This window comes from Leyella stercorea (assembly GCF_021531655.1).
On the sequence record NZ_JADYUF010000005.1, the window covers coordinates 61,921 to 79,263 of the forward strand.

Genomic DNA, 17,343 nt, shown 5'->3' on the forward strand with positions numbered 1-17,343 from the left:
CAAAACCTAAAACTCTTTGATGTTTTATTGCTGAAAAGCAGTAACTTTGCATTTACATAGCAAAATAAGTGCGTAAAGTACAAAATCAAGCAAATAACAATCCAAAACAACATGAATATTCTGAAGAAAACAGCCTGTCTGCTCATATTATGCATAACTATCGGCTCTTCGGCAGCCTTGGCACAAATGAAGTGGAACTCGGCTTACAAGGCATACGTCGACCAATACAAGGATTTGGCCATAGAGCAGATGCTACGTTATAATATACCTGCCAGCATCACGCTCGCACAAGGACTGCTTGAGAGTGCTGCCGGACGTAGTGACCTGACACGTGCAGGCAACAACCATTTCGGCATAAAGTGTCACGGATGGACCGGACGACGCGTGTATCATGATGACGACGCACGAGGCGAATGCTTCCGTGCCTACGACAACGCACGACAGAGCTACGAGGACCATAGCCGTTTTCTGGCCACTCAGTCGCGATACGCCAGACTGTTTGACTACAAGCGTACCGACTACCGCTCATGGGCACGTGGACTGAAGGCCTGCGGATATGCTACCAACCCTCAGTATGCAACAAAACTGATACAGATAATCGAGCTGTACAACCTCAGCTGCTACGACCGTGCCACTTCGTACGACCGCTTTATGGCGCGTCATGTATCTACCGACAAGCCTGCTCCTGACGGCTCTTTACATGTCGTGAAGTTCTACAACAAGAACTATTATGTAATAGCCAAGACGGGCGACACATTTAAGGAACTGGCTCGCGAAACGGGCATTTCGGCTCGCAAGCTGGCACGCTATAACGAGCGCAACAAGAAGGATATGCTTGCCCAAGGCGACGTGGTGTATCTGAAAAAGAAGCAGAAGCGTGCCGAGAAACAGTACCGTCGTACTCCGCACGTTGTAAGAGCTGGCGAGAGCATGTACTCTATAGCCCAGTTGTATGGCATCCGACTGAAGAGTCTTTACAAGATGAACCATCTGCAGCCCGACTACCAGATTCAGGTGGGCGACCGTCTGAGAGTACGCTAACCAATAACGGCTGAACATTCGAAAGATCATCATAGATACCAAAAACAACATTGTCTCACTTCAATAGTAGTGTTGACAATGTTGTTTTTTGTATATTTACGGCCTAATGTCGGACAGTTTCCAAAGCAGTCTGTCCCGAACGCATCCCGAACGCATCCCGAACGCATCCCGAAGCCAAGAGCTGCTCTACCCTACTATATTAAATCTTGCAAACTTAAGCAGCAACGTCTTGACTCCTGCATTATCAAATTCGACCGTGGCCTTCTCGTTCTCGCCACTTCCTTCGACACGAATCACACTACCAAGCCCGAAGCGTTGATGCTCGATACGAGCACCAACCGAAACGCTTGACTTTGAGAACGTGCCTGAAGGTTTTGTACTATCCTCATGTCTATTACGGACATTATTCGTATCGCCAAAGTGGCTACGGATGTAACCGTTCTTTCCAAACGGCTGGCTATCGAAGGCGTTCTCTTCAGATCTGCTGCGATTTGACGAGAGCCTTCCATTTACATTCATCCATTGCGGGTCAATCTCACGCAAGAAACGGCTCGGTTCATTAAACAGCATGTTGCCGTATTGGTAACGGCTCTTGGCACAAGACAGCAAGCATCGTTTCTCAGCTCGGGTGATTGCCACATAGAACAGACGACGCTCCTCCTCAAGTTCACGAGGGAACTCGCATGCTCTCGGACTCGGGAACAGATTTTCCTCAACACCAACCACGAAGACCGTATCAAACTCAAGTCCCTTAGAAGCATGTATTGTCATAAGCGACACCAATGAATTCTCGTCCTTATCCGCATCGCGGTCGGCATCAGTTATAAGAGCCACCTCCTGCAAGAAGCGGTCGATATAGACCTCATCGGCATGGTCTTCCTCACGCTTGCTGTCAACAAAGTCATGGAGTCCGGAGAGGAATTCCTCCACATTCTCACGTCTGTCCAAAGCATCATCGTCGCCACCGGAAAAAATCTCGGCTGCAAGTCCGGTCTGCTCTATTATCAACTTGCCGAGAGCATAAGCGTCAGTCTGCTTGCGCTGGTCGATATAGGTCTGCATCATGTCGCGGAACGCCACTATACGGCGTGCGGCTGCAGCACTTACTTCCGGAGCAAAAGCGGTTGGGCTGGAAACGACAGTCCACAAGCTCTTGTCATAGCGACGTGCTGCCGCTATAAGCTTGTCTACCGACGTAGCTCCGATTCCACGTTTGGGATAATTGATGATGCGCTTCAAAGCCTCCTCGTCGTTAGGATTGGCCACGAGTCGGAAATAAGCTATTATGTCCTTTATTTCCTTACGTTGATAGAAGCTCATTCCGCCATAAATACGATAAGGTGTGCCCTGCCTGCGCAATTCATCCTCGAAGATACGGCTCTGGGCGTTAGTGCGATACAGGATGGCAAATCCTCCATAAGGCACATGTTCACGATTGTGCAAGCGGCGAATCTCGTTAGCCACAATAGCAGCCTCCTCCTTATCACTATAGGCAATATTGAGCGTAATCTTGTCGCCCTCAGGATTCTCGCTGAATACAGTCTTCTCTATCTGGCGGCGGTTGTGACGTATAAGACAATTGGCTGCTCCTACGATGTTTTGTGTGCTGCGGTAGTTCTGCTCGAGTTTGAACAGCTTGGCGCCTTGATACATACGCTGGAAGTTGAGTATATTGTCAATATTGGCTCCGCGGAAGGCGTAGATACTCTGAGCGTCATCGCCCACTACGCAGATTCTGTTATGTTCATGCGTAAGCAGAGTGACAATACATTGCTGAGCGTAGTTGGTGTCCTGATACTCGTCAACAAGGACATAAGCAAACCTCTCGGCATACTTGCGGCACACTTCGGGATGGTTTCGGAAAAGGATGTAGGTAAAGAGAAGCATATCGTCAAAATCGACAGCATTGGCAGCCAGACAACGTTGGGCGTAGATGCGATAGATGTCGCCAATACGTGGCATCTTGGAGCGTATGTCGCGGTCACGCAGCTGGGCATCTGACAGATAGGCGTCGGGAGTGATGAGATTGTTCTTTGCCATCCCTATACGCGAGAGTACTGCCGAGGGCTTATACGCTTTGTCGTCGAGCTGCATCTCCTTGATGATTGAACCGACAAGACCACGCGAGTCAGAATCGTCATAAATAGTGAAGTTTGAGCTCAAGCCTATCGTCTCGGCTTCGACACGCAATATGCGCAAGAAGATGGAGTGGAAAGTGCCCATATTCAAGTAGCGTGCCTGGTCATGGCCTACCAATTGGGCGATACGGTCTTTCATCTCCCGTGCAGCCTTGTTGGTAAATGTCAAGGCAAGAATGTTCCACGGATTCATGCCACGGCTCAACAGATAAGCAATCTTATAGGTAAGCACACGCGTCTTGCCTGATCCTGCACCAGCAATAACAAGTTGGGCGCCGTCAACATATTCTACGGCAGCCCGTTGGTTGGGATTGAGCGATGAAAGAAGATTTTCCACTTGTTTTCGTATTTGTTATTTTGTTATAGTTTTATTGTTTCCTCGCGTAGTTGCAAAATTTTCTTGCCGGGAAAATAAAGTTGCCTCCCGAGAGAAATGAAATTGCCTGTCGAGCAAACTGAAGTTGCTTGTCAAGGGGGAGGAGAATATTCAGCCAGATTATCTGCGACGATGATAGACCCCTCCCGAAGTGGTGTTCGGGTCGTAATCCTCGCCTTCGCGCGGAAATGACGGGATGAACTTCATCTGATACTCTATACTGCCACGACGAGCACGCATATAGGCACTCGGATTGCTACTGTCAAACTTGCGGGGATTGGGCAAGGTTGCTGCAACAAGGGCACATTCCGAACGGGTGAGCTCGGATGCCGCCTTGCCGAAATGATACTTAGCCACAGCCTCGGCACCATATATTCCATCACCCATCTCGATAGAATTCAGATAGACCTCCATAATGCGTTGCTTGCTCCAGAGCATCTCAATAAGAGCCGTGAAATACACCTCAAAACCCTTACGCGTCCAGCTGCGTCCGGGCCAAAGAAACACATTCTTTGCTGTCTGCTGCGATATAGTGCTGGCTCCAAGCTTGCGTCCGGAACCACGAGCATTATTACGGGCTGCCTTCTGTATTGCCCCGAAGTCGAAGCCGTGATGTATGAGAAAGCGCTGGTCTTCGCTCGCCATTACAGCCACGGGCAGATGGCACGAGATCTCGTCAAGCGACTTCCAGCTATGATGCAAGGTTATCGACTTGCCCTCGCCTACCTGCTGCACACAACGTATTACCATCAATGGAGTAACATAAACGGGCAAAAAACGATAAGCTACTACAGCCAGAATGGTAGAACCGAAGAAAAGAGCCGCAGCCCAACGTACGACCTTGGAAATAATACCAAATTTCATATATTCTTATACACGCAACAATCGTCTGAGTGAAGCTTGAACTTACACACAGACGATTGTCTATCAGATGTTTATAACGATTTACTTAAGTGTTCCAGCATTGGCAGCATCTACCATAGCCTTGCTTGCATAGAGATAAACCTCTACACGGCGGTTCTGAGTACGACCAGCCTGAGTTGAGTTGTCGGCAACAGGCTCTGAGCTACCCTTACCAGAGATGTTCTTGAACTGTGAATTAGAAACGCCACAGCTCTGCAGATAATTAGCCACACTCTGAGCACGCTTGTTGCTAAGAGGAATGTTGATGCCGTCGTTGCCAGTACTATCGGTATGACCATAGATGTCAACCGAGAGCAAGTTGTTCTCCTTCAGAGTATTAGAGAACTTGGCTAAAGCGCTCTTTGAAGAGGCGTTGAGGTCAGCCTTGTTAGTTGCGAAAAGGATACCAGAGTCGAATGTCACCTTAACAGCCTCAAGACCATTGCTGTCTGTAACCTTCTCTACCTTGGCGTTCTCTATCTGCTTAGCCTGCTCAGCCACCTTGTCCATATGACGACCTATCAAAGCTCCAGTACCAGCACCTACAGCGCCACCAATTGCAGCACCAACTGCAGTATTGCCTGCAAGCTTTCCAATAATACCACCAATAAGGGCACCACCGCCGGCACCTATAAGTGAGCCTGTACCCTGTTTTGTGTTGCAACTTACTACAGCAAGCATACCCATTGCTAATGTTGCTCCTTTTAACTTATTCATTTTCTTCTATATTAATGTGTTAAAAATATGAATTCTGCGCCACACGACGCATTTTATAAATGCAAAGATAGTTGTTTTTTCGATAGTGTAGCAATATTACAACATTTTTTTGTATTTTTGCAGAGCAAATTAAGAATTGAATTAGAATTTAAAATTATATCACACAAACAATGGCAAAAGAATTAAAACATCTGACAAAACGCTCAGAGAACTACAGCCAGTGGTACAACGATATCGTTGCCAAGGCTGACCTCGCAGAGCAGTCAGCCGTACGCGGATGTATGGTCATCAAGCCTTACGGCTACGCTATTTGGGAGAAAATGCAGCATCAGCTCGACCTTATGTTCAAGGAGACTGGTGCACAGAACGCTTATTTCCCATTGCTCATCCCGAAATCTTTCTTCAGCCGCGAGGCTGAGCACGTAGAAGGTTTCGCCAAAGAGTGCGCCGTAGTAACTCACTATCGTCTGCGCGTCAATGACGACAAGTCGGGTATTGAGGTCGATCCGAGCGCCAAGCTTGAGGAGGAACTCATCGTACGTCCGACATCCGAGACTATCATATGGAACACATATAAGAACTGGATACACTCCTACCGCGACCTCCCATTAATGTGCAACCAATGGTGCAACGTGATGCGTTGGGAGATGCGTACACGTCCTTTCTTGCGCACATCAGAATTCCTCTGGCAGGAAGGCCATACAGCTCATGCTACACGCGAGGAGGCTGAGGCAGAAGCACAGAAGATGCTGCATGTTTACGCAGACTTCGCAGAGAAGTGGATGGCTGTACCTGTAGTCCAGGGCGTAAAGAGCGAGACCGAGCGTTTCGCAGGTGCCTTGAACACCTATACTATCGAGGCTATGATGCAGGACGGCAAGGCTCTGCAGAGTGGTACATCACACTTCCTCGGACAGAACTTTGCCAAGGCTTTCGACGTAACATTCCTCAACAAGGACAACAAGCCTGAGTATGTATGGGCTACTTCATGGGGCGTGTCTACACGACTCATCGGCGCTCTTATCATGACTCACTCTGACGACAACGGACTGGTATTGCCTCCGAAGCTCGCCCCGATACAGGTTGTTATCATCCCCGTAACAAAGAATGCAGAGCAGCTCAACGCCGTAACCGAAAAGCTCACACCTATTATCAACGAACTGCGCTCTAAGGGCATTAGCGTTAAATACGACGATGCCGACAACAAGCGTCCGGGCTTCAAGTTTGCCGATTACGAACTGAAGGGTGTACCAGTACGTCTTGTACTCGGAGCACGCGATCTGGAGGAAGGCACTATTGAAGTTATGCGTCGTGATACACTTGAGAAGGAGTCACGTCCTATCGAAGGCATTGCCGAATATGTTGAGAAACTGCTAGACAACATTCAGGACAACATATTCAAGAAGGCTCTCGACTATCGCAACGCACACATCTACGAGTGCGACAACTACGAGGAGTTCAAGGAGCGCGTCAAGGATGGCGGTTTCTTCCTCTGCCACTGGGACGGCACAGCCGAGACTGAGGCCAAGATCAAAGAAGACACACAGGCAACAATACGCTGCGTGCCGTTCATGTTCGAACAAACACCAGGCGTGGATATGGTATCGGGCAAGCCCGCTACACAACGCGTCATCATAGCTCGCAGCTACTAATTACACACACAATGAGAGGCTATGGCTTCAAACACCATATCCTCTCATTAATAAAGTTGCCTAAGAAAAAAACAGAGACATTATTAATATACTAATTTAAACATCACTCAAAACAATGGATTGGATAATCAACTTATTCACAAACACCGAGTCCATTGCCCACATCGCCCTGCTCTATGCCGTGGTAATTGCCGTTGGTATTCTGTTGGGAAAAATTAAGATTGGCGGCATCTCACTCGGAGTGACGTTTGTGCTCTTTGCCGGTATCGTGGCAGGACACATCGGTTTTACCGGCCCTACCAACATCTTGAGCTTTATTCAGGACTTCGGACTTATTCTGTTCGTATTCTGTATCGGTCTTCAGGTTGGTCCGGGCTTCTTCGAGAGTTTCAAAAAGGGTGGCGTTACGCTCAACTTGCTCTCTACAACACTTGTATTGCTGAACGTCGGCGTAATGTTCGCATGCTACTTCATCTTCTTCGACACCAACGACAAGACCAACTTGCCTATGATGGTGGGCACTCTTTATGGTGCCGTGACCAATACCCCGGGTCTTGGTGCTGCCAATGAGGCTCTCGAATCAGTATGGAAGGCTGTAGACGGTGCTGTACCTCAGATTGCAGCCGGTTATGCCTGCGCCTATCCGCTCGGCGTGCTTGGCATTATCGGAGCTACAATTGCCGTACGCTTCCTCACACGTACTAAGCTCGAAGAGGAAGAAGAAGAACTCAAAGAAGAAGCAGGCGACAACGCTCACACCAAGCCTTTGCAGATGCACCTTAAGGTAGACAACACCTATCTTGCAGGACGCACAGTCAAGCAGATTAACGAGTTTCTGAACCGCGATGTTGTTTTCTCACGTCTTCTGCATGATGGCAATGTGTCTATACCAAGTTCACGAGACGTATTCCATATGGGCGACGAAGTACTCGTAGTATGTGCTGCAGCTGACGCAGAGGCTATCCAGGCTTTTATCGGCCCGGAGATAGAAAAGCCTTGGGAGGAAGACCAAAGCAACCAGCCGCTTATATCTAAGCGTATCGTCATCACCAACCCGTCAATGAACGGCAAGGAACTCGGCAAGATGCACTTCTCAAGCGTTTATGGTGTGACTGTGACACGTATCTCACGTCAGGGTATGGACCTCTTCGCATCGCGCAACTACCGTTTCCAGGTAGGCGATAAGATTCTTGTAGTTGGTCCTACAGACAATGTCAACCGCATTGCCGACCTTATGGGCAACTCTGTCAAGCGTCTTGACACTCCTAACATCGCCACTATCTTCATCGGTATCATTATAGGTATTCTCTTCGGAAGCATACCTTTCGCCATCCCTGGTATGCCAGTTCCTATGAAGCTCGGTATCGCAGGTGGTCCGCTTATCATCGCTATCCTCATCGGTCGTTTCGGCCATCGTATGAAGCTCAACACCTATACCACCACATCAGCCAATATGATGCTCCGTGAAATGGGTCTTGTACTCTTCCTTGCCAGCGTAGGCGTAAAGGCAGGCGCACACTTCTGGGATACAGTAGTAGAAGGCGACGGATTGATGTATGTGTTCACAGGCTTCCTCATCACTATCATACCTATTCTTATAATCGGTACGATAGCCCGATTGAAGTTCAAGTTCAACTACTTCACCATTATGGGTATGCTTGCCGGTACATGTACCGACCCTCCAGCATTGGCTTACGCCAACTCTATCTGCTCGCGTGAGGCCCCTGCCATCGGCTACTCTACAGTATATCCGCTGTCAATGTTCTTGCGTATCTTCACAGCACAGCTCATCGTGCTGTTCTGCTGCGGATAAACACATAATATATAAAACATAAATAGGGGTGCGTCTGAATAGTGACACACCCCTATTTTTATTTAATCCGCAAAGTATATTAATAATAAAACGTGAAGTATATTAATAATAAACCGCAAAGTATATTAATAATAAACTCCAGTACCAATCAGGTTATAGTTCCGAAGCAGCCGTCTTGGTAGACATTCCGTAAGCCAAAGCTTCAAGCTCTTCTATACTCATATGTTCTATCACATCAACAATTTTCTTTATCAACTCGTCGCGCCTATAGTCATCGTCGCTACCAAGTCTTTTATTCCAGAAATCATTCATACGCTACTTTTTATTTCATAATGAACTTCAGTTTGCCGCCTCTTACTATGTCCTTGTGGGTAATGTAAGTCGCCTTCAATCGTCGGCCGTTAAGTTCTACGTCCTTAACTTTATAACCGTCAGGAGTCTTGCCTATAGCCTCAACGACAAAAGTCTTGCCGTTATCCAAGTGCAACGTTACACGATCGAAGAGTGGCGTACCCATCTCATACTCGCAGCTTATCGGGTTCATCGGATAGAAACCCATGGCTGAGAAGACATACCATGCCGACGTCTGTCCGCAATCTTCGTTGCCACACAAGCCAGCCGGAGAGTCGTTGTAGAGTTTTGTCAGAATCTCGTGAACATAGCGCTGGGTCTTCTCGGACTGTCCTATCTTGTTGAATATATAGGCTGCATGATGACTCGGCTCATTGCCGTGAGCATACTGCCCTATCATTCCCGTACTGAAGAGAGGCAATTCGGCATTGGCAGCAGGTGTATACGTGAACAGGCTGTCGAGTTTGTCAGCAAAGCGTTGCTCTCCCACAAGCGCCTCAAGTCCCTTTATGTCGTGCTGTACAGACCACATATAGTGCCATCCGTTCGACTCACAGATGTGCGACGTATAATCGTCGGGCGAATAATTGGGCTGGAAGTTGCCCTTGGAGTCACGCGGCTGCATGAACGTAGAACCCGGACAATATACATTACGATAGTTTTGGGCACGCTTTGCAAACGTCTTGTTTATGTCCTTCTTGCCCAAATGCTTTGCAAGGGCAGCAATACAAGCGTCATCGTATGCATACTCCAAAGTACGCGACAGCGACCAGTCATCACCCAATGTAGGTTCCTTCACATCATATGGCACATAGCCAAGACGTTTATACAGTCCTATGCCGCGATAATCATCAAGATTGGCTGTCTTCACACATTCAGCAAGGGCCTCACCCGCATTTATTCCCGGAACACCCTTCAATACCGCTTCAGCAATAACCGATGCGGCATGATAACCTATCATCATATCCGTTTCCGATGCCCACATATTCCACACGGGCAGCCTGCCATTCTCCTTACTGAATGCGACAAGCGAATTTACCATATCGCCGGCACGCTTGGGGTCGACAATGGTATACAAAGGATGAGCGGCACGATAGGTATCCCACAACGAACAAGTCTCATAATTATTCCATCCGCTTGCATGGTGTATCTTACGGTCGGCTCCCATATAGGTTCCGTCTACATCATTAAGTAATGTGGGGGCTATCATGGCATGATATAAAGCAGTATAGAATGTTGTCTGCTGAGACGCTGTGCCACCTTCCACCTCTATTCTTCCCAATTCCTGGTTCCATTGTCCTTCTGCCAGACTACGATAATAATCGAAATCATCATTAGGGGCCTCAGCAGCCAGGTTCTTTGCTGCACCATCCTGACCCGTTGCCGACAAAGCCGTGACAAGCGTCAGCTGCGATGGTCCGTCAGCAGCAAACATGATACGTGCCACATAACCATAGCCTGTAACATGTCCATCCTCAGTCTTCAGTTCGGTACGTTCGAACTGGATGTTATCTATAGGTTGCGAGAATCGTGTACGGAACCACACACGCTGATTACGCGCCCAACCGTCAGAAAAGCGATAGCCCTCAATAGTACACTTGTCTATTTGCGTTATCTTGGTGTCTTTGGTGGCGTCCCAGTTCATAGCCTTCGTAAGGTTAAGGATTACCATACGCTGGCGTCCTTTATTAGGAAATGTGTAACGCTGCACTCCACATCTTGGTGTTGCTGTAAGCTCTACATTAATGTCATAGTCGGTGAGACGAACCTGATAATATCCGGCATGTGCAGTCTCATCATCGTGACTGAACTTGGAATGAATGCCGAGTGGAGCGGGCGCATCATTAAGGGGCAACGTTACTGGCAAGAAAGAAATGTCATACAAGTCGCCAGCACCCGTTCCCGAAAGATGTGTATGCGAAAATCCGGCGATTGTGCTATCGGGATAGAAGTAGCCCGCAATACGGTCCCAACCAGGCAATCCGTTGTCAGGACTGAGTTGCACCATTCCAAACGGGGTTTGGGCTCCTGGATAAGTATTACCTGTATAGTCGGTCCCAATGAGCGTGTTCACCTTCGTGGAAAAATTAGCCTTCGAGGCGTTATCAGCAGCAGCCATACTGACAGCCGTATGCGCCAGTCCGAATGCAATTGCTGCAGTAATGAAGAGTTTATTGTTCATTTTCCTAAAAACCAAAAAGGGAGACTTAGGCAAAAATACTTTTAGCCGAAGTCTCCCACATTATTTTATCTGATTATCTTACTTAGGTTAAAGACAGATTAGTCGAGGTTAAGGCTCTTCTTGATGGCCTCAATCTTCTCCTCAGCAGCCTTATTGCAACGCTGGTAGCATCCGGCACACTTGAACGAAGGATCCTTCACCTCAATATAGAACTTAATTTTAGGCTCAGTACCCGACGGACGTACGCTCACCTTAGTACCGTCTGTGCAGAACCACTGCAGAACGTTGCTTGTAGTAGGCATTTCGAGCTTCTCTACAGAACCGTCCTCGCGTGTTGCTGTCAGGGTCTGATAGTCCTTCCAGAGGCAAATGTTGCTTCCGCCAAGCTCCTTAGGAGGATTAGCACGGAAGTCTGCCATCATCTGCTTGATTTCGTCAGCACCTGTCTTACCCGGACGTACTACGTTAACTGTAAACTCCTTAGAGAATCCATAGTCAGCATAAATCTGCATGAGAAGGTCGTAGAGAGTCTTGCCCTGGTCCTTAGCCCAGGCTGCGATTTCGCAGATGAGGCAGATAGAAGCAGGAGCGTCCTTATCACGAACCTTGTCGTATGGCAAGAAGCCGAAGCTCTCCTCACCACCACCAATATACTGCTGCTTGCCCTCAGAGATAGCTATCTCGCGTGCAATCCACTTGAAGCCTGTGTAGCAGTCGCGCAGTTCTACGTTATTCTTCTTGGCAATCTCAGCAATAACCTCAGTTGTAACAATAGTCTTAACGAGGAAGTCAGTCGGCTTAAGCTTGCCAAGCTTCTTCTTGTTCTCAATGATGTAGTAGCAGAACATCATAGCAGTCTGATTGCCGTTGATGATCACCCACTCGCCCTTGTCGTCACGACATACAATAGCAAGACGGTCAGCGTCAGGGTCAGTAGCAACTACAAGGTCAGCATTGAGCTTTGTACCGAGCTTCATACCGAGAGTCATAGCCTCAGAGTTCTCTGGGTTAGGCGATACTACTGTCGGGAAGTTGCCGTCGATTATCATCTGCTCTGGCACAACGTTGATGTTCTGGAATCCCCAAGAACGCAAGCAGAGAGGCACGATAACACGACCTGTTCCGTGCATCGGAGTATAAACGATGTTGAGATCCTTCTGACGGTTGATAACGTCCTGGTCGACCATTGCCGAGCGAACAGCCTCCATATAGTCGTAGTCCATCTCGCCACCGATAATCTGAATATTATCCCAGTTAGCCTCGAACTTAACGTCGTCGATACAAACCTTGTTCACCTCATCGATGATGCCGGTATCGTGCGGAGCAAGCACCTGTGCGCCGTCGCTCCAGTAAGCCTTATAGCCGTTGTATTCCTTAGGATTGTGCGAAGCTGTAACATTAACACCAGCCTTAGCTCCCAACTCGCGGATAGCAAATGAAATCTCAGGTGTCGGACGAAGGCTTTCAAACAAGTAAGCCTTGATGCCATTGGCAGAGAAGATAGCTGCTACAGTCTCAGCGAAGAGACGTGAGTTGTTGCGGCAGTCGTGACCTACAACAACAGAGAGGTTTTCCTCACCAGGGAAAGCCTTGAGGATGTAGTTGGCAAAGCCCTGTGTGGCCATACCTACTATATACTTGTTCATACGGTTAGTACCGACACCCATAGTGCCACGCAAACCGCCTGTACCAAATTCCAAATTCTGATAGAATGCATCAATAAGGGCTGACTTGTCTTCTGAATCCAACATAGCCTGTACCTCTTTACGAGTGTCCTCGTCGAATGCCGGCGTAAGCCACTGCTTGGCTCTTGCCTCACACTGGGCTATTAGCTTCTGGTTATTTTCCATAATAAATTCATATTTTAACGTTTAAAATTACTTCAATTTAGGTCAACGGCAAAGTTAACTATAAAAAATGAATTGTCAGCATAATTGCAGTTTTTTTTCGCTGCAAATATTTATTCAAGTATCTTTACCATATTAAATTCAGAAATCAGTCCTTCGGGACTAACTTTAGCATTTACACGGTATTGCAAATCTTCGGCGCTTCCGTCATCATGTGTTACAGTCTGCTTTGCCGAGAAGACAACAGTATATTCTATCTTCTGGCTTCCTATGTCTTTCTTGCTGATTTTGTAATCGTCCATCGGCTGCCACTTCATTGTGCTTACACCATTCTTATATATCTTATGCATGAAAGTGACGACATCACTACGTGTGGCATTGCTTTTGCCGAGAAACTTTGTCATAAGCGGACTTGTTGTGCTTGTAAGAGCTTCCTCGTCGCGTGCATTCAGACTTTGGAAGAAGCTGTTGAACACACCAGCCACCAGAAGTTTATCCTCTGGCTGTACCGTTGTTGTGTTAAGATTCTTAATTGCATCATTGGCCTCTTCAACATAGTCGCCATCGGGATGGCTCTCAATATAAGCCTCCAACGACTCCACATTACCAGCTGCACTTGCCACCGACCAGTCTATAGAGTCAATCATATGCTGTGCAGTATTCTTGAAAGGTGAGTTGGGATACTCTGCAAGATAGCGCTCTATTGCACTCTTCGAACCACTTACCATAGCATTAGTCCAATCCCGGTCGATAGCTTTAAGCATTTCAAGGTGCGACTGTATGGAGTCAACATGCTCTTCGGGTGCATTAGGATACATTGCAAGATAATTCTGCAATACGTCTGCATCCTGGCTTGCCATAGCCGCTTCATAAGCGATCTGCTCCTTGTCCGACTGGGCATTGTGATAGAAGGCATAGCAAATTCCGCATACTACCAATGCTACAGCCACCACCACCATTATTATAATACGATTGTTCTTATGCACATTGGTAGGTTTGGTATGGACTTCGGCTTGAGCAGCCACTTCCTTCCCCGTCAAATGGTGACATTGCGGACATTCTGTCTGATTAGAGAAATACACCTTGCCACATTCCGGGCATGTCACTACATGGTCTGCAATAGGAGCCCCGCAACAGGGACATACTGGAGCCTTATCACTAATCTCGTGATTGCACTCCGGACATTTTATTATTGCCATTATACGATATTAATATTTGATTTATCACGTTATAGTTTATTATATGAGCTTTATACGACAAGTGTTTTACATCAATAATGTCTGAATCGGATTTCGCGCAATCCGTGACGTCCCATAAAGCGACTCTTGTCTACATATCCACGTATACCGTCAATATGTCCCTTACCCGTATACTGCCACAACATATAGTCGTTACCATCGTTCAGTACAGGCTCGTTAAAAGAATACTGGGCTATCATAAGCTTGTAGCCGTTCATCAGCCCAGACATATATTTATTGTAGAAGTTGGTTCCGGTATACACTAGCGGCTTCTGGTGATATGCTTTCTCCACCATTGTCAGAAATGTCATCAACGAATCGCGAAAGGCATCATTAGACAGTCCTTGCTTTGTCTCTACATCAATCATAGGTATCAAGTCCTGCTGCGACGGACGACATTGAGCCATAAAATTCTCAAGCTGTAGCTTAAGCGGTGTCTTAGGACGGAAGAAATGATAAGAGCCTACTTTCAACCCATACTTATGCGCCAGTTCAATGTTCCGTTCATACTTATCGTCTATACGGTCGCCTCCTTCTGTAGCTTTAAGATAGACGTATGCCATCTTTGAGTTGTCACCTATTGCCTCCCAAAACACTTCGCCTTGATAGTGGCTTAAATCTATTCCGTGAACATGCGAGCACGTATCTTCACATTGCACCTGATTGTCTTGAGCAGAAACGCCAGTCCAACTAAGCGTACAGACCAACGTTATTATGTATTTGCAGATATTCATATTCATATTGCAAAGTTACAGGAAAAAGAAGACAACACAAAGAAATTAAATTATTTTAAATTCACGTTATTCGCAAGAACACAAAAAGGTAAGACAGTTTATCCAAGCGATATTCGCAAATAAACTATCTTACCATTTCTTTGGGTAACTAAAGCGTTACCGCCTTTAATAATAAGTTATAAAACTCTTATTATTCCTCATCTGCTGTCTCGGCAGCATGTTCGTCAATAAGCTTCTGCTGCAGATCGTTCGGAACAAGCTCGTAACTTGCAAACTTGGTTGTGAACGAAGCACGTCCGCCAGTGAGGCTACTCAACGAGATAGAATAGTTGCTCAGTTCCTTCAATGGAATCTTAGCCTGGAGTTTCTGGTATCCTGCCTCGCTATCCATACCCATAATGAGAGCTCTGCGTCCCTGCAGGTCACTCATTACGTCGCCCATGTAATCGGCAGGAACATAAACTTCGAGGTCGTAGATAGGCTCCAGAATCTTCGGACCAGCCTCCTTAAATGCTGCAGAGAAAGCATTGCGTGCAGCAAGCATAAACGACAACTCGTTAGAGTCTACCGGGTGCATCTTGCCGTCGTAAACAATCACTCTCACGTCGCGTGCATAGCTGCCAGTAAGAGGTCCGTGCTCCATACGGTCCATAATACCCTTCAGTATTGCAGGCATGAAGCGTGTATCAATGGCACCACCTACAACAGAGTTGATAAACACGAGCTTACCGCCCCATTCCAGATTTACTTCTTCACGACCCTTGATGTTAATCTTGAACTCCTGACCGTTAATCTTGTAAGATGTTGGATCGGGCATTCCTTCTGCATACGGCTCAATGATGAGATGTACTTCACCGAACTGTCCTGCACCACCCGACTGCTTCTTATGACGATACTCAGCACGTGCCATCTTAGTGATGGTTTCGCGATAAGGAATGCGTGTAGGCTCAAACTTAACGTTCAGCTTCTCGTTGTTCTCCAGACGCCACTTCAATGTACGGAGATGGAACTCACCCTGTCCGCGTACAATAGTCTGACGCAATTCCTTGCTCTGTTCAACGAGCCATGTCGGGTCTTCCTGATGCATACGCAGAAGCGCAACCATCAGCTTTTCTGTTTCGGCAGTATTCTCAGCCTTGATTGCACGTGAGAATTTGGGGTTAGGATACTTGATGAAGTCAAACCTCCATTCGCAATCCTTACCATTGAGGGTGTTTCCTGTCTTTACATCTTTCAGCTTAACTGTGCAACCAATATCACCAGCCACAAGTTCGTCTACAGGAATACGGTTTGCGCCAGCACATACATAGATTTGTCCGATACGTTCCTTCGAGCCACGGTCGGCATTTGCCAGGTCGTCGCCCGACTTCACTTTACCGCTCATTACCTTGAAGTAGCTTACTTCGCCGATGTGCGGCTCCATACCAGTCTTGAAGAAATAAACAGATTCCGGGCCATTGGTATCAGGGGTGATTTCCTCGCCTCGTGTATTGTGTAATTTCGGCATCTCGCTAACAAACGGAACCACATTGCCAAGGAATTCCATCAGTCGGCGAACGCCCATATCCTTACCCGCACATACACAGAATACGGGGAAGATTGAACGTGTTACAAGTCCCTTGCGTATACCCTCACGAAGTTCGTCCTCTGAGAGAGTTTCCTCCTCAAAAAATTTCTCCATAAGCGTCTCATCGTTCTCAGCAGCTGCCTCCACAAGAATCTTGTGAAGCTCCATAGCTTTCTCCTTCTCGCTTTCTGGGATGTCTACAATTGTAGGCATACCGCCTTCCGGACCCCATGTGTACATCTTCATAAGAAGCACGTCAACGATGGCTCCGAAATTACTGCCTGTACTAACTGGATACTGAATCTGTACGCACTTTGAACCATAAATGGCCTTCATGTTGTTGATAATGTTGTCAAAGTCGCACTTGTCCGAATCGAGTTGGTTTACAAGGAAGATTACTGGCTTATGCAATTTCTCTGTATATCGGAAATTGTTCTGTGTGCCAACCTCTGGACCATACTGTCCGTTGATAAGAATAACAGCCTGATCAGTAACGTTCAAAGCTGTAATTGCGCCACCAATGAAGTCGTCAGAACCCGGGCAGTCAATAATATTAAGCTTTTTGTTGTTCCACTCAACATGGAAAACAGTCGGGAATACAGAATAACCATATTCATGCTCAACTGGGAAGTAGTCACTTACCGTGTTCTTTGCCTCCACTGTTCCACGGCGCTTGATGATACCACTACCGAAAATCATAGACTCGGCAAGAGTGGTCTTGCCGCTACCCGCACTGCCTAAAAGGGCAATGTTCTTGATTTCATTTGTTTGATAGACCCTCATA

12 protein-coding genes are annotated in these 17,343 nt (G+C 47.1%); 3 read left to right on the forward strand and 9 right to left on the reverse strand.

Translation table 11 applies throughout. The features are described 5' to 3' along the window. The first annotated feature begins 111 nt into the window (after positions 1–111). On the forward strand, positions 112–1,041 hold the full coding sequence (locus I6E49_RS02490) for a glucosaminidase domain-containing protein (protein ID WP_235400249.1): 930 nt from the start codon (positions 112–114) through the stop codon (positions 1,039–1,041). A gap of 186 nt (positions 1,042–1,227) precedes the next feature. Here the strand turns inward: I6E49_RS02490 and I6E49_RS02495 are convergent, their stop codons facing one another. The 3 genes from I6E49_RS02495 to I6E49_RS02505 form a co-directional block, all read right to left on the reverse strand. Then, complete coding sequence (locus tag I6E49_RS02495; protein ID WP_235400250.1) at positions 1,228–3,516, reverse strand: ATP-dependent helicase; 2,289 nt, start codon at positions 3,514–3,516, stop codon at positions 1,228–1,230. Positions 3,517–3,675: 159 nt separating this feature from the next. Next, positions 3,676–4,419, reverse strand: a complete 744-nt coding sequence (mtgA, locus tag I6E49_RS02500; RefSeq protein ID WP_235400251.1) for a monofunctional biosynthetic peptidoglycan transglycosylase — start codon at positions 4,417–4,419, stop codon at positions 3,676–3,678. Between the two features lie 81 nt (positions 4,420–4,500). Further along, positions 4,501–5,175: an OmpA family protein gene (locus tag I6E49_RS02505; RefSeq protein WP_235400253.1), complete on the reverse strand. Its 675-nt coding sequence runs from the start codon at positions 5,173–5,175 to the stop codon at positions 4,501–4,503. Between the two features lie 170 nt (positions 5,176–5,345). Here I6E49_RS02505 and proS point away from each other — a divergent pair, with 170 nt between their 5' ends. Next, positions 5,346–6,827, forward strand: coding sequence for a proline--tRNA ligase (gene proS, locus I6E49_RS02510; RefSeq protein ID WP_235400254.1), 1,482 nt, complete (start codon positions 5,346–5,348; stop codon positions 6,825–6,827). A gap of 115 nt (positions 6,828–6,942) precedes the next feature. Continuing rightward, entirely contained in the window at positions 6,943–8,640 is a 1,698-nt protein-coding gene (locus I6E49_RS02515; protein ID WP_235400256.1) for a putative transporter, read from the forward strand. Positions 8,641–8,793: 153 nt separating this feature from the next. Here the strand turns inward: I6E49_RS02515 and I6E49_RS02520 are convergent, their stop codons facing one another. The 6 genes from I6E49_RS02520 to I6E49_RS02545 all read right to left on the reverse strand — a co-directional run bounded on the left by I6E49_RS02520 (position 8,794) and on the right by I6E49_RS02545 (position 17,342). Then, positions 8,794–8,952, reverse strand: coding sequence for a hypothetical protein (locus I6E49_RS02520; protein ID WP_235400258.1), 159 nt, complete (start codon positions 8,950–8,952; stop codon positions 8,794–8,796). A gap of 10 nt (positions 8,953–8,962) precedes the next feature. Further along, complete coding sequence (locus tag I6E49_RS02525; protein WP_262911500.1) at positions 8,963–11,173, reverse strand: GH92 family glycosyl hydrolase; 2,211 nt, start codon at positions 11,171–11,173, stop codon at positions 8,963–8,965. A 98-nt stretch (positions 11,174–11,271) separates the two neighbouring features. Then, on the reverse strand, positions 11,272–13,023 hold the full coding sequence (locus I6E49_RS02530; protein ID WP_235400259.1) for a phospho-sugar mutase: 1,752 nt from the start codon (positions 13,021–13,023) through the stop codon (positions 11,272–11,274). 110 nt (positions 13,024–13,133) lie between these two features. Further along, positions 13,134–14,219, reverse strand: coding sequence for a zinc ribbon domain-containing protein (locus I6E49_RS02535; protein WP_235400260.1), 1,086 nt, complete (start codon positions 14,217–14,219; stop codon positions 13,134–13,136). 71 nt (positions 14,220–14,290) lie between these two features. Then, positions 14,291–14,992: a glycoside hydrolase family 25 protein gene (locus I6E49_RS02540; RefSeq protein WP_235400261.1), complete on the reverse strand. Its 702-nt coding sequence runs from the start codon at positions 14,990–14,992 to the stop codon at positions 14,291–14,293. Between the two features lie 190 nt (positions 14,993–15,182). Beyond that, entirely contained in the window at positions 15,183–17,342 is a 2,160-nt protein-coding gene (locus I6E49_RS02545; protein ID WP_235400262.1) for an elongation factor G, read from the reverse strand. Position 17,343 lies beyond the last annotated feature (1 nt).

Excerpts from the sequence above, each read along its gene's own strand:
- proS (WP_235400254.1), top strand. The coding sequence starts at position 5,346 with ATGGCAAAAGAATTAAAACATCTGACAAAACGCTCAGAGAACTACAGC.
- I6E49_RS02490 (WP_235400249.1), top strand. The coding sequence starts at position 112 with ATGAATATTCTGAAGAAAACAGCCTGTCTGCTCATATTATGCATAACT.
- I6E49_RS02540 (WP_235400261.1), bottom strand. The coding sequence starts at position 14,992 with ATGAATATCTGCAAATACATAATAACGTTGGTCTGTACGCTTAGTTGG.
- I6E49_RS02545 (WP_235400262.1), bottom strand. The coding sequence starts at position 17,342 with ATGAGGGTCTATCAAACAAATGAAATCAAGAACATTGCCCTTTTAGGC.
- I6E49_RS02530 (WP_235400259.1), bottom strand. The coding sequence starts at position 13,023 with ATGGAAAATAACCAGAAGCTAATAGCCCAGTGTGAGGCAAGAGCCAAG.
- I6E49_RS02525 (WP_262911500.1), bottom strand. The coding sequence starts at position 11,173 with ATGAACAATAAACTCTTCATTACTGCAGCAATTGCATTCGGACTGGCG.
- I6E49_RS02505 (WP_235400253.1), bottom strand. The coding sequence starts at position 5,175 with ATGAATAAGTTAAAAGGAGCAACATTAGCAATGGGTATGCTTGCTGTA.
- mtgA (WP_235400251.1), bottom strand. The coding sequence starts at position 4,419 with ATGAAATTTGGTATTATTTCCAAGGTCGTACGTTGGGCTGCGGCTCTT.
- I6E49_RS02535 (WP_235400260.1), bottom strand. The coding sequence starts at position 14,219 with ATGGCAATAATAAAATGTCCGGAGTGCAATCACGAGATTAGTGATAAG.
- I6E49_RS02515 (WP_235400256.1), top strand. The coding sequence starts at position 6,943 with ATGGATTGGATAATCAACTTATTCACAAACACCGAGTCCATTGCCCAC.
- I6E49_RS02520 (WP_235400258.1), bottom strand. The coding sequence starts at position 8,952 with ATGAATGATTTCTGGAATAAAAGACTTGGTAGCGACGATGACTATAGG.